Source organism: Hyalangium versicolor, from assembly GCF_020103695.1.
Lineage (GTDB): Bacteria > Myxococcota > Myxococcia > Myxococcales > Myxococcaceae > Hyalangium > Hyalangium versicolor.
On the sequence record NZ_JAHXBF010000007.1, the window covers coordinates 209,795 to 222,857 of the forward strand.

Consider the following 13,063-nt stretch of genomic DNA (forward strand, 5'->3'; position numbering starts at 1 on the left):
ACTGGTGGACTCGAGGAACAGACACGTGCGCAGAGTAGGAATCTTCGGTTGGGGTGTCGTGGCCCCTCGTTCCAAGGACATCGAAGCCTTCGAGCGCAACCTCGCCTCTGGGGAGAGCTGGCTGTCCCCCTTCAACGGCTTCGGGCCGGACAACTTCCTGGTAGGCAAGCCGGACTTCGACTTCGCCGAGTACAAGCCGTGGATCGACGCGCGCTTCCCGTCCAGCCGCTTCGCGCAGTTGGAGAAGAAGATGGGGCAGCCGTCGCTGTACGCGGTGGGTGCGTTCATCCAGGCGCTGGGGCAGAACCCGGGGCTCGAGCAGGAGTTGCAGGCGCTGGGCATCCGCGCCCATGTGTACGTGGGCACGGGTCTGGGAGACCTGCCGACGATCCATGACATCACCCTGGACCTGCACCGGGCCCAGCGGCGGTGGGACCGGTTCTGGGCGGACCCCTCGCGCAACGCGGCGCTGCGCCAGTGGCAGGAGACGCGTGAGGCTCGGCCGGGGATGCCCGCGGAGCCGGCGACGGTGGACGAGTTGGAGCGCGATCAGGCCGAGGAGGCCTGGTGGCACTACTGGGCCTCGCAGTCCACGGAGCTGCGGGAGTACCTGGGTGAGCTGAGGGAGATCGAGGCGCTGGGGGTGGAGGGGGATGTCGAGTCCGCCAAGCTCGCGGTCATCAAGGAGAAGCGGACCCGGAACGCGAAGCTGCAGAAGAAGTGGGGAGCGCCCGAGCCGCCGTGGAATTCGGTGTCGTCGAACGTGCTGTGGAACATCCACAACAGCCCGGCTTCGCAGGTATCCATCCTGGGGAAGATCACCGGGATGACGTTCGCTCCGGTGGCGGCGTGCTCGTCGTTCGGCTACGGGCTGAAGCTGGCACTGGACGCCATCCAGCGCGGTGACGCGAAGGCGGTGGTGCTGGGGATGACGGATCCACCGCCGCATCCGCTCGTGGTGGGAGGCTTCTACAACGCCCGGGTCATCGCAGCGGACGGGACGGTGTCCAAGCCGCTCACGGCGCTGCGAGGGACGCACGTGGCGGGCGGGTCGGTGTTGTGGATCCTGGGGGATCTGGAGCACTTCACCGCGAAGGGCTTCAAGCCGCTGGGCATGGAGCCGCTGGCCGTGGGCGTCACGGCGGACGCGGACCACATCATCACGCCATCGAAGGAGGGCCCGACGGCGGCCATCCACGCGGCGCTGACGGCGGCGCACTGTGCTCCTTCCGAGGTGGGGAGCTGGGATCTGCACGCCACGGCGACTCCGGGAGATTTCCTGGAGGTGGAGACCCTGCGGGGGCTGCTGCCGGAGTCGGTGCTCGTCACGGCGCGCAAGGGCACATTCGGCCACGGCATGTCCGCGGGCGGTGGGTGGGAGCTGACGGCGCAGTACCTGGGCTATGCGCGAGGCCGCATCTTCCCCACGCCGCTGCAGAACGCGGAGCTGAACAAGGAGATCGGCAAGGTGCACAGCCGGTTCGTCTTCAACCAGGAGACGCCGACGCCTTCGGGCGTGGCGGGCAAGCTCTCCATGGGTGTGGGCGGCATCAACGCCTGTGTCATCTCGCGCCCCTGGCGCTGAGCCATTGCAAGAGCGCACCCAGAACCTGGAAGGCACCATGAGCGGACTACGAAGGTGGTGCCTGCTGGTGTGCGGCCTGCTGGCGGCCTGTGCGACATCACGCCCTCAGGAGAACCTGGAAGAAGGGTGTGAGGTAGCAGCTAGCCCTGCTCCCTTCGCGCAGTTGTGCGAGGAAGACAACAGCCTGCTGGCTCTCTGTGGGCAAAGAGGGTGTGGGGTGTACGCCTGCAGGGAGGTGCTGGATCACCTCTCGACAGGGCAGGTGGTCCTCACAAGAGGAGGAGCACTCGCTCTGCCAGGCGCTGGGCTGGGCGTGCAGCGGTATTGGGGAAGCGCTCAGGAACTCCCCCAGGACACGCGACCGGTTTTCATCATCCCTTGGGGACCACCACCACCGCTGGAGCTGCTCCCCAGTCAGAAGCACCTGCTGGCTAAGGCAGAGACCTTTCGAAAGCGACCGCACGAACAGCACCACATCTTCCCGCAGGCCTTCAGGGAGTGGTTCACCAGCAAGAGAATCGACATCGATGAATTCACGCTGCTCCTCGAAGTGGAGGAGCACCATCGCATCCACCGCGGCACGAAAGGAGGCCCATGGAATGCGGCATGGCGCAAGTTCATCGAGAGCAACCGAAGTGCGACCAAGGAGGAGATCTATCGGTACGCGGGGAAACTCATCTACGAGTTCGGCCTGCTCGGCGTTGTCACTCCATACGGCCGCCGAGGGCTGCTGCCTCCTCCCCCCATCCAAAGCTATTGAGGAGCCATGCGCTTCTACTGGTTACGGGATGTCGAGCATCCACGCTATTCGGGCAGCTACGACGATGAACACAAGTGGAGCTTGCCCGGCATTCACTGTCCCACGTGTGGTGCCATCTGGTCGGATGGCTCGGATACCTATCCCTCTGTGGATCTGTCCGACTTCCCGGAGCAGGAGAAGTACGCGGCGCGGTTGGAGGAGGACTACGCTGAGTTCGAGCGGCTGCGAGAGTTGGTACGTCCGCTCGCTCCCGCCGGAGTCCATCTAGGTCCGGGAACCCACTTTGGCCCCATGGTGGGTGCCGCTCGCGGAGAGTTCGGCCCACTGTGCCTGCACAACCCCTGGACCCTGCTGATAAGGCCGGAACCGTTGGAGCGGCTCACCTCTGAAGGTGTCCGAGGGTTGAAGGGCTACCGAGCGAAGTTCCGGTTTCGCAAGAAGAACCCACCGGAGCTATTGGAACTGGAGCTGCTGCCGCACGGCCACGTGCATCCAGACTGTCTGCCCGTGGATCGCCGTCCCCCCTGTAGCCGGTGCGGCCGACTTGGGTTGTCGCTCCCGGAGGAGCCCATCCTCGACGCAACCACCCTACCGGCTGGCTTGGATCTGTTCCGGATGGGGGACTTCATGACGATGATCATCGCCACCGAGCGCTTCGTAGATGCCGTGCGGAGGCTTGGCTATGAAGAGGACATCCTCTTCCGCGAGTTACCGCTCCGGTAAGGAGTCACTCACTTCGGGAACTTCGCCTCTGCATCCTTCTGCAGCGAAGCGGCGGTCTCAGGCTCGATGGCCCGGAGCAACTCCCACTCCATCTGGAGATCCCTCTCCGCGTGCTTCCAGACCTCTGTCTGGATGGAGTAGCCCGTGTGGGAGGAATCGACCATGGCCGACTGGGCGCTGGTAATCGGCCCCACCGGCCGGCCCATCTGGTCCACCACCACCTGCCGCGCCGAGAGTTCCTTGCGCAGCACCCGCAGGTTCGTCCCCCCCTCCTTCACCTCCGTGCCCTGCACCAGCAGCTTCGCGTACGCGCTCCCCAGATTGTTGGTCCGGTCCGTCTGCTTCCAATCCGTCTCCAGCAGGAAGCCTTCGGGCGCCTCTTCGAAATAGTACCCCTGGTCATCCAGCACTGCCTTCACCCGCGGCCAGATCTCCGAGAGCGGCTGCTTGTAGACGTGCTCCCCTGCCCTGTCCCTCAGGAAGCTCTCCCGCTGAGACGCACAGCCCGTCACCAGGCAGAGCGCCATGACCACCCACACCGGCAGCCGTGCAAGCCTCTTCATCCGCTCCTCCTCGCCGGCATCCGCGGCCCGGGCCTCAACCCTTGGGCACCGCCACCATGTCGAAGTCCGGAATCTGTTCGCGCATGTACTCGCGCATCCGGTTGATCAGCGCCGCCTCGATCTGCCGGGCCCGCTCGCGGCTCACCCCGTACTTGTCCCCAATGTCCTGCAACGTCAGCGGCTCGTCCGCGGTCAGCCGGTTCTGGAAGATGAACAGCTCCTTGCCCTCGAGCGACTTGGCGAACTCCGCCAGCTTCTCCCGGAACAGCTCCTTGAGCTCCTCATTCCCCAGCCGCTCCTCCGCCCCCGCCGCCGAGGACGGCAGGAACCGGTCCGCCCGCGTGTTCTTCGGGTCGTCCCCCAGCGGCGCGTCGATGGACAGCTCGTCGTGCCCCAGCCGCTGGTCCATCTCCACCACGTCCTGCTCGGTGACGTTCAGCCGCTCGGCCAGCAACTTCGGGTTCGGCTCGAAGCCCTGCGCAATCAGCTTGTCCTGCTCCTGCCGCAACTTGAAGAAGAGCTTCCGCTGGGCCTCCGTCGTCCCCAGCTTCACCATCTTCCAGTTGTCCATGATGTAACGAAGGATGTACGCCCGAATCCACCACGCGGCGTACGAGCTCAGCTTCACCCCCCGGTCCGGGTCGTACTTCTTCACCGCCTGCATCAGCCCGATGTTCCCCTCCTGGACCAGGTCCAACAGGGACAGCGGGTTGCGGTGGTACTCGTGCGCCAGCTTCACCACGAGCCGCAGATTCGAGGCCACCAACCGGTAGGCCGCCTGCACATCCCCGGTCTGCTGGTACTTCTTGGCGAGCGTGTGCTCCTCCTCCCGCGTCAGCAGTGGGTGCCGGGTGACCTCAGCCATGTAGGCCTGGAGGGGATCCCTCCGCGTAAGCCCCGCCTCTCCAGCCGGAACAAGAGCGGCCGTGGGCGCCACCGGGGCCTCCGCCCCCTCGATCTCGGCGTCCACCTCGGCCAGTTCCTCGGGCTCCGGTTCGAGCGCCTCCGGCTCCGTGCCCCCCTCAGCCTCCACCTCCGCCTCGGGAGCCTCCGCCTCGGAGGACGGGGTTTCCGGACGCTTCGCCCGGGGCCGGGAGGCCGGGCTTTTGGTTCTCTTCCGCCCATTCGCCATGGGGACTCCATACAGCAAAGTACGGCTATTGTTGCCAGAGCGTAATGCAGGGGCTATGCCCCTGCCTGATGAGCGACATTCCCCAAGACCCGAACCCCTCCTCGGGCGCCCCCGAGTCCCAAGCTCCGAGCCGCCCTGCCGAGTACGTCGCGGACATCAGCTTCGCGGATATGAATCTCTCGGAGCCCCTTCGACGCGCCATCGCCGAGCGCGGCTATACCAACCCCACCCCTGTTCAAGCCAAGGCGTTCCAACCGGCCATGGAAGGCCGGGATCTCATCGTCCGGAGCAAGACGGGCACCGGCAAGACGGCCGCCTTCGGTCTGCCCCTCCTGGAGAAGATCTCCCCGGAGGACAAGCACGTCCGCGCCCTCATCCTCTGCCCCACGCGTGAGCTGGCGCTCCAGGTGGCCGAGGAGCTGCGCGCCCTGGGCAAGCACAAGGGCATCAAGGTGGCGGCCATCTACGGCGGCGCCTCCATGAAGCAGCAGGAGGATGCGCTCGAGGAGGGCACGCCCATCATCGTCGGCACGCCGGGCCGCGTGTTCGACCACATCAACCGCGGCAACCTCAAGCTCGAGGGCTGCGACCACGCGGTGCTCGACGAAGCCGACGAGATGCTCAACCAGGGCTTCTACGAGGAAGTCACCCGCATCCTCGACAGGCTCCCGAAGAACCGGCAGGTGCTGCTCTTCAGCGCCACGGTTCCCACGGACATCCAGAACCTGATTGCCCGCTACACGACGAACGCGGAGACGCTGCTGCTGTCCGGCGACGTCTTCACGGTGGAGCACATCCACCACATCCGCTACGACGTGTCGGACGCATTCCCCAAGCCGCGCAACCTCATCTACGTGCTGGAGAAGGAGGAGCCGCCCAACGCCATCATCTTCTGCAACACGCGGGATGACACCTCGCTGGTGACGGCGGTGCTCAACCGCAACGGCTTCGACGCGGAGCTCCTCAACGGAGACCTGCCGCAGAAGGAGCGCGAGCGGGTGATGGGCAAGGTGAAGCGCGGCGAGGTCGCCTTCATGGTGGCCACGGACATCGCCGCGCGCGGCATCGACATCTCCGGGCTGGAGTACGTCATCAACTACTCGTTGCCCGAGGATCCGGCGGTGTACCTGCACCGCGTGGGCCGCACCGGCCGCATCGGCAACAAGGGCACGGCCATCAACCTCTTCTCCGGCCGCGAGTTGGCCACGTACACCGCGCTGGAGAAGAAGTACGGCATCAAGTTCGAGAAGCGCGAGATGCCGGCTCCCGAGGAGGCCATGCGCCTGTGGACCGAGCGCCACCTGCGGGAGATCCGCGATGGGGCCTCCGGCAGCGTGTTCGAGGGCTTCCTGCCCCTGGCCACCCAGCTCAAGCAGCGCCCGGATGCCGATGACCTCATCGCCTTCCTGATCAAATACTTCTTCAGCCACCTGCGCATGGAGAAGGCCCAGGCGGCGCAGGAGACCGAGAAGGCTCCCGCCCCCGAGCGCAAGTCCGAGGGCCGGCGCGAGGGCCGAGAAGGCCGCGAGGGCCGTGAAGGCCGCGAGGGCCGTGAGGGACGCAAGGAGCGAGGCGAGCGCGGAGAGCGCCGGGATCGCGAGCGCGACCGGGATCGCCCACCGCGCACCGAGCACGGTGAGCGCCAGCCCCGGCCGCCCCGTAGGGATGATACCCGGCGCGCAGCTCCCACCCTGGAGGCGGGCCCGGGAGAGGCCAAGCTGTGGGTGAACCTGGGTACCGCGGATGGACTGGGGCCCGGCAGCATCGCCACCGCGATGGAGGATGCCGGCGCTCCCGTGGGCAAGGTGCTCCGCGCGGAGCTGCGCCCCACCTTCGGCTACGTCTTCGTGGCCGAGGAGGATGTGGCCGCCTTCGAGGCCCTCAACGGCAAGCAGCACGGCACGAAGACGCTGCGCGTGGAGAAGAGCAAGCCTCGCAGCGAGCGCACCGAGGACCGGCCTCGTCCGGCACCCTCGCCCGATGCCGGCCCTGGCGAGGTGAAGCTCTGGGTGAACCTGGGCATGGATGACGGCCTGGACGACGCGAAGTTCATCGCGGCGCTGGAGGCCTCGGGCGCTCCCGCGGGCAAGGTCATCAAGGCCCTGCTGCGCCCCACCTACGGCTACGCCTACGTGGCCGAGGCGGATGCTCCCGCCTTCGAGACGCTCAACGGCAAGCCGCATGGCGAGAAGGCCCTCAAGCTCGAGCGGCACCGTCCGCGCGGTTCCCGCGACGACCGCCGCCGCGAGCGGCGCGAGGAGCCTCCCGAGGTGCCAGGGCAAGCCCGGCTGTGGGTGGGCCTGGGCAAGCAGGAGGGGCTCGATGACGCAGGCGTCACCACCGCGCTCGAGGGGCTTGGAGCCCCGGCGGGCAAGGTGATCCGGGTCGATCTGCGGCCCACGTACGCCTACGTCTTCGTCGCCGACGAGGATGTGGCCGCCTTCGAGGCCCTCAACGGCAAGCAGCAAGGCGAGAAGACCCTCAAGATCGAGCGCGCCCGGAAGCGGTAGCGCGCGGGCCCCTCTCTGCTACGGAGAGGGGCTCTTCGCCCTGCGGGCCCGGTGGTAGTGGGCCACGCACAGGCCTCGGGCCAGCACTGGCTTGCCGCAGCCCGGCTCGGAGCAGCGGGCCGGATCCGGGGCCTGTTCCTCCAACCGGGGCCCCACCTCGGCGAACATCAGCTCCGCCACCGTGAGCAGCCGATCCACATCCTCGCGCCGAAGTTGCCGCGCGCGAATGAAGTGCACCAGCCGATCCGCTCCGGTGTCGTCCTCCTCCTCCAGCCGGAACAGCTCGGAGGGAGGCAGTCCCAGCGCTGCAGCAACCTGTAGCAACGTCTCGTAGCTGGGGCTGCGCTCGCCGCGCTCCAGCAGGGAGGCGAAGCTCACGGAGATGCCGCAACGGGCGGCGAAGTCCTCCTGGGTCAGCCCTCGGCGCTCGCGCAGGGCCCGGATGCGGCGCGCGAGCCCCTGCAGGTGTCCGCTCGTGTCTGGTGCGTGCGGAGAACCGGGGCGCATTCCGTTTCCTATGGTAGCGCACCCCATCTGTTAAGGTCGCCCTCATGAACGCTGTCGAGGAGACCAACTACTTCTTCCGCAAGGCCGCGCGCATCATGGACGTGGGCACTCCCATCGAGACGCTGCTCGCCACCCCGTTGCGTGAAGTGAAGGTGCAGGTCTCCATCGAGATGGACTCCGGAGAGATCCGCACCTTCACCGGCTACCGCATCCAGCACGACAACAGCCGCGGCCCCATGAAGGGTGGCCTGCGCTACCACGCGAGGCTCGATCAGGCCGAGTGCGTCTCCATGGCCTCGCTGATGACCTGGAAGACGGCGGTGGCCCACCTGCCCTATGGCGGCGCGAAGGGCGGCATCACCTGCGATCCGTCCCAGCTCAGCCTCAAGGAGTTGGAGCGCCTCACGCGCAAGTACGTGGACCAGGTGCAGGACGTGATCGGCCCCACGCGAGACATCCTCGCGCCGGACGTCAACACCAACCCCCAGGTGATGGCGTGGATCATGGATCAATACTCGCGCTACCACGGGCACTCGCCGGCGGTGGTGACGGGCAAGCCGCTGGAGCTCTACGGCTCGAAGGGCCGCGAGGCTGCCACGGGGCGCGGGCTGCTCTACATCTGCCGGGAGATCCTCCGGGACGTGCACGTGCCCATCAAGGGCGCGCGGTTCGCCATCCAGGGCTTCGGCAACGTGGGCAGCCACATCGCTCGACTGCTCTGGGAGGACGGGGGGACGGTGGTGGCGGTGTCGGACGTGCTGGGCGGCGTGCGCAACCCGCAGGGGCTGGACATCCCCAACCTCTTCGAGCACGTGCAGCGCACCGGAACGGTGACGGGCTACGCCGGTGGACAGGCCTGCTCCAACGAGGACGTGCTGGCCTCGGAGTGCGAAGTGCTCATCCCGGCGGCGCTCGGCCATGTGCTCACCAAGGACAATGCCAGCGCGGTGAGGGCACGCCTGGTGATCGAGGGCGCGAACGGCCCGACGACTCCGGAGGCGGACGAGTTGCTGGAGAAGCGCGGCATCCTCGTGGTGCCGGACATCCTGGCCAGCATCGGCGGCGTCACGGTCAGCTACTTCGAGTGGGTGCAGAATCTGCAGCACCTGTCGTGGGAAGAGGACCGGGTGAACGTCGAGTTGGAGCGCACGGTGAAGGAGTCCTACGAGCGCGTGACGCAGATCGCCCGCTCGCGCAAGGTGCCCCTGCGCACGGCGGCCTTCATCCTCGCCATCGGCCGAGTGGGCAAGGCCACGGTGATGCGCGGCATCTGATGCCAGTCAGCCTCCGGCGGCACGTTTCCTTCACATGCTGCGACTCTCCACACACGGAGCTCTGCGCGACACTGGCCGCGCATGGCCAGTCCTGTTGCTCGGGCTGTCACTTTGGAGCAATTGCATCCACCCCGGCACGCCGATGAGTACGACCTGCCGCGAGCTGCCTACCGTCGAGGAATGTCAGGCAGCCGCAGGAGTCATCACGAACGACTGCCTCAGGCAGTGTGGAGATGCAGTGCGCAGGTGTCAAAATCAACTGCGGCAGCCCGGAGATACAGCAGAAATGCAAGGAGCAGAGCAATGAAGGCATCGTAGCCCTGGGCTATGTGGTGAGGTTCTCCGATCGTCCTACTTCGTGTAACAGCCCCTGGACCGAGGTCAACTGGTGCGAACAGCCCGCCTCGCGGGACTGCCGAGCCAAAGCCATGGTCCACGAACTGGCGCATGCGTGCGGCTGGCGCCACAACCAGGGGCTCGGGGTACCTGGTGACGATGGGAACCTGCCATGCGATTGAGCCCGCTCCTGTTTGTCCCCACGTTCTTCCTGATACTCGCAGGTTGCAAAGGCCTGCCCTTCTTCTCTCACGGTTCGACGCGCACCAGCGGCGGAGAAGAATCCCATCGAACTGTTGATGGGGCTTTCGCCCACGCCCACCTGGAATTCCAAGAGGCTTCCTATGACGGGGAGAACCTCTGGGGTCGTCTCCTGATCAGCCCTATTGAGGTGGAGCTTCGCATCGACAAGCGCCTTATCGAGAGCATCGACCTGACAGTGGACTCCGTCGTGTCGTGCGAGACGGGTGAAGCCATTCCCTACCTCATCCTGGATGCATCGGCGCCATCGCGCCGGGACGAGGACATCCTGACGCTCAAGCCCGGCTTCTGGTACGGGAAACAGGTACGCCTCTTTCTCTTCGCCGAGCACGCCACCCATCAGCCGAGTCCTCGGTGCTTCGAAGCGGTGGTTGCGTACCATGCTGTCGACGTCAAGAACGTCGCTCGGGTACGCATTCGTGCTGAGCGCGCCGTTCCAACGGCTCTCGATGCGGGTGTTCCCCATGCGGACCCGGATCGAACACGGACGATTGAGGCCGAGTGACGCACAGGCCTCTGTGCCTCCGGCCCAAGCAGATGCAGTTCCACTGTCGCAGGGAGTCGCGTTGCTTCTAAGCGTTCGCGCCCCCACGTGATCGAGCTATCCCTGGAAGGCAGCATCTTCACACGCGAGGAGGCTCGGCTTCGAGCCGCCTTCCAGGATCGACTCTGATACCACCAACGTCCAGGTCAGCAGGCCCCCGTGAAGCCCAGGTTGTCCCGGCGCTCCGCTTCCGCTATGGGGCCACCGCATGGTGAAACTCCAGGACATCCTCGCCGCGCGGGAGCGCATCCGCGGCGCCATCCGTCCCACGCCCTGCCCCGCCTCGGACTACTTCACCGAGCGCACGGGCTGCGCGGCCGTCTGGTTCAAGATGGAGAACCTGCAGCGCACCGGCGCCTTCAAGGAGCGCGGCGCCCTCAACAAGCTGCTCACCTTGACGGCCGAGGAGAAGGCACGCGGCGTCATCGCGGCCTCGGCAGGCAACCACGCGCAGGGGCTCGCCTACCACGCGCGCAAGCTCGGCGTGAAAGCCACCATCGTCATGCCCGAGCGCACCCCGCTCATCAAGGTGTCCCGCACCCGAGACGAGTACGGCGCGCAAGTCGTCCTCACCGGCGCCAACTTCGACGAGGCCTATGCCGAGGCCGTGCGCATCCAGCAGGAGCAGAACCTCGTCTTCGTCCACCCCTTCAATGACGCACAGGTGATCGCAGGCCAGGGCACCATCGGGCTGGAGCTGCTCGAGCAAACCCCCTTCGTGGACATGGTGGTCGTGCCCATTGGCGGTGGAGGCCTCATCTCCGGCATCGCGTGCGCGCTCAAGGAGACCAACCCGCGCATCCAGGTCGTGGGCGTGCAGACGGAGGTGCTCGGCAGCATGAAGGCGTCCCTGGACGCGGGGCACGTGGTGGAGCTGCCCGCGGGGGCCACCATCGCGGACGGCATCGCCGTGCGAAAGCCCGGCGAGCTCACCTACTCCATGGTGCGCAAGTACGTGGACCAGGTCGTCACCGTGGACGAGGAGGAGATCGCCAACGCCATCCTCGTCATGCTCGAGCAGGAGAAGAGCGTGGTGGAGGGCGCGGGCGCCGTGGGCGTGGCCGCCCTCATCAACAACCACATCCCCAGCGCCAACGATAAAAAAGTCGTCGTCCTGCTGGGCGGCGGCAACATCGACATGAACGTCATCAGCCGCATCATCGAGCGAGGCCTCGTGAAGGCCGGACGCCTGGTGCGCCTGGAGGTGCGCCTGCCCGATCGCCCCGGAATGATGGCGCTGCTCACCTCGCAGATCGCCGAGCGGCGCGCCAACATCGTGGAGATTCACCACAACCGCGCCTTCTCCAAGGCCAGCCTCGGCGAAGTCACCGTCGAGGTGACGCTGGAAACCACCGGCCGCCCCCACATCCTGGAGCTCATCGACGCCCTCGGCCGCCAGGGCTGGCAGGTGGCCGAGGAGACATAGCCAGGGGGCCCTTCAACCCTACGTGGGGGCTCGGCCATACTGGGCCGCCATGAGCACCCTCCTCCTCACCCTCCTCCTCGCCGCCGCGCCTCCTCCGGCCTCGAAGGCTCAGCAGCTCGCCAAGGACAAGGCATGGGAGGACCTGTATCTGGCCTACTCATCCGTGGACCCCAAGGGCTACCCGCCCGCCGAGCGCAAGGCCATCGCCGGCCCCCTGCTCAAGGGCTGCGAGGCCCTGGTGGCCAATGACGCCGTGATGGCCTACTCGCTGGGAGAGCGCGCCGTGGCCTTCGAGGAGTCCGCCCCCGGCCTGCACTGTCTGGCCCGCGCGGCCAGCGCCACGGAGCAGCACGGCACCGCCGAGGAGGTACTGCGCAAGGGCCTCACCACCTATCCCAAGGACGGCGCCTTCGGGCTGGAGCTGGGCAAGCTGCTGCTCGCGGAGAAGGACGGTGCCGGGGCCGCCGAGGCGCTCGGCAAGGTGCCGCCCCGCTCCCCCCAGGCCGCCGAGGCGAAGAAGCTCCTCCAGAAGGCCCTGAGCCTCTCCGCCGAGGACAGCCAGGCCCGCGCCCAGGCAGAGAACCTCGAGCGCCGCATGAACGGCGAGCCCGGCCCCGCCGGCGGCAAGACAAAGCCCGCCATCGCTCAGGATGAGGGCGACACGCGCTCGGCCAGCCTCACCTACGAGTCCGGCGTGGGCGAGGACGGCATGCGCACCCGCTCCAACCGGCGCTTCGTCGTGAAGTACTTCAACAACAACCGCGACTTCGGCCAGCGCGCCGATTACGAGGGCCGCATCATCGCCACCCTGGACGAGGCCTACGAGCACACCCGCGGCATCCTCGGCGAGGCGCGCGAGTCCCCCGTGGACGTCATCCTCTATACCCGCGAGGAGTTCCGCACCCACCAGGGCGCCTCCCTGGCTCGCGCCGCCGCCGGCCTGTACTCGGACGGCGCCATCCGCATCAACGATGCCACCGAGCTCACCCAGCAGACCAAGGCCACCCTCGTGCACGAGTACGTCCACGCCGCCGTGGACGACTTCTGCGGCGGCGCCGACCACCAGCTGCCCACCTGGCTCAACGAGGGACTCGCCGAGTACGTCGAGTGGCGCTACCTGGGCGGAGACGGGCCCCCCGTCATCACCGGCAATGCCCTGCGCAACGCGGCTCGCAGCGGCCGGCTCCCCAGCCTCAACGCCCTCTCCCAAGGCGCGCTCATCCAGACCTCGGACCCCTCCATGGCCTATGCGACCTCAGCGGTCGCCGTCCGGGAGCTGATGCGCCGGGGAGGGGCCCCCCGCCTGCTCGCCCTCATCCGCGAGGTAGGACAGGGCACCCCCTTCGACCAGGCGCTCCAGACCCACTACGACATGGATGTTGCGAAGCTGGACGAAGAGGTGAAATCCACCCTCTCCCAGAGGTAGCGGGCGATCGAGCCAT

Annotated in this window: 11 protein-coding genes; 8 read left to right on the plus strand and 3 right to left on the minus strand. The window is 67.0% G+C overall.

The window, feature by feature from the left end:
* The first annotated feature begins 25 nt into the window (after positions 1-25).
* Genes KY501_RS16615 through sitI6 form a run of 3 tightly spaced genes read left to right on the plus strand, consistent with a single transcriptional unit; the run spans position 26 to position 3,068 of the window.
* Positions 26-1,585, plus strand: a complete 1,560-nt coding sequence (locus KY501_RS16615) for a beta-ketoacyl synthase N-terminal-like domain-containing protein (protein ID WP_224364104.1) — start codon at positions 26-28, stop codon at positions 1,583-1,585.
* Positions 1,586-1,622: 37 nt separating this feature from the next.
* The gene (gene sitA6 / locus KY501_RS54300) at positions 1,623-2,345 is read left to right on the plus strand and encodes a SitA6 family polymorphic toxin lipoprotein (RefSeq protein ID WP_224364105.1); all 723 of its coding nucleotides are present in this window, start codon (positions 1,623-1,625) and stop codon (positions 2,343-2,345) included.
* 6 nt (positions 2,346-2,351) lie between these two features.
* Positions 2,352-3,068: a SitI6 family double-CXXCG motif immunity protein gene (sitI6, locus tag KY501_RS16625; RefSeq protein WP_224364106.1), complete on the plus strand. Its 717-nt coding sequence runs from the start codon at positions 2,352-2,354 to the stop codon at positions 3,066-3,068.
* Between the two features lie 8 nt (positions 3,069-3,076).
* Here sitI6 and KY501_RS16630 read toward each other — a convergent pair whose 3' ends face one another.
* Both KY501_RS16630 and KY501_RS16635 read right to left on the minus strand, forming a co-directional pair.
* Complete coding sequence (locus KY501_RS16630; protein WP_224364108.1) at positions 3,077-3,631, minus strand: hypothetical protein; 555 nt, start codon at positions 3,629-3,631, stop codon at positions 3,077-3,079.
* A 34-nt stretch (positions 3,632-3,665) separates the two neighbouring features.
* A complete protein-coding gene (locus KY501_RS16635) occupies positions 3,666-4,763 on the minus strand; it encodes a sigma-70 family RNA polymerase sigma factor (protein ID WP_224364110.1) in 1,098 nt (365 codons plus the stop codon).
* A gap of 68 nt (positions 4,764-4,831) precedes the next feature.
* On the opposite strand from KY501_RS16635, the gene KY501_RS16640 reads away from it, so the two are divergent.
* Entirely contained in the window at positions 4,832-7,273 is a 2,442-nt protein-coding gene (locus KY501_RS16640; protein ID WP_224364112.1) for a DEAD/DEAH box helicase, read from the plus strand.
* 18 nt (positions 7,274-7,291) lie between these two features.
* Here KY501_RS16640 and KY501_RS16645 read toward each other — a convergent pair whose 3' ends face one another.
* Complete coding sequence (locus KY501_RS16645) at positions 7,292-7,780, minus strand: helix-turn-helix domain-containing protein (protein ID WP_224364114.1); 489 nt, start codon at positions 7,778-7,780, stop codon at positions 7,292-7,294.
* A gap of 44 nt (positions 7,781-7,824) precedes the next feature.
* Here KY501_RS16645 and KY501_RS16650 point away from each other — a divergent pair, with 44 nt between their 5' ends.
* The 4 genes from KY501_RS16650 to KY501_RS16665 all read left to right on the plus strand — a co-directional run bounded on the left by KY501_RS16650 (position 7,825) and on the right by KY501_RS16665 (position 13,047).
* On the plus strand, positions 7,825-9,054 hold the full coding sequence (locus tag KY501_RS16650; protein WP_224364116.1) for a Glu/Leu/Phe/Val family dehydrogenase: 1,230 nt from the start codon (positions 7,825-7,827) through the stop codon (positions 9,052-9,054).
* Positions 9,055-9,568: 514 nt separating this feature from the next.
* A complete protein-coding gene (locus KY501_RS16655; RefSeq protein ID WP_224364117.1) occupies positions 9,569-10,156 on the plus strand; it encodes a hypothetical protein in 588 nt (195 codons plus the stop codon).
* Positions 10,157-10,403: 247 nt separating this feature from the next.
* Complete coding sequence (locus tag KY501_RS16660) at positions 10,404-11,621, plus strand: threonine ammonia-lyase (protein ID WP_224364118.1); 1,218 nt, start codon at positions 10,404-10,406, stop codon at positions 11,619-11,621.
* A gap of 49 nt (positions 11,622-11,670) precedes the next feature.
* Positions 11,671-13,047 (plus strand): peptidase MA family metallohydrolase, encoded by a 1,377-nt coding sequence (locus KY501_RS16665; RefSeq protein WP_224364119.1) that lies wholly within the window; start codon positions 11,671-11,673, stop codon positions 13,045-13,047.
* Positions 13,048-13,063: the final 16 nt, after the last annotated feature.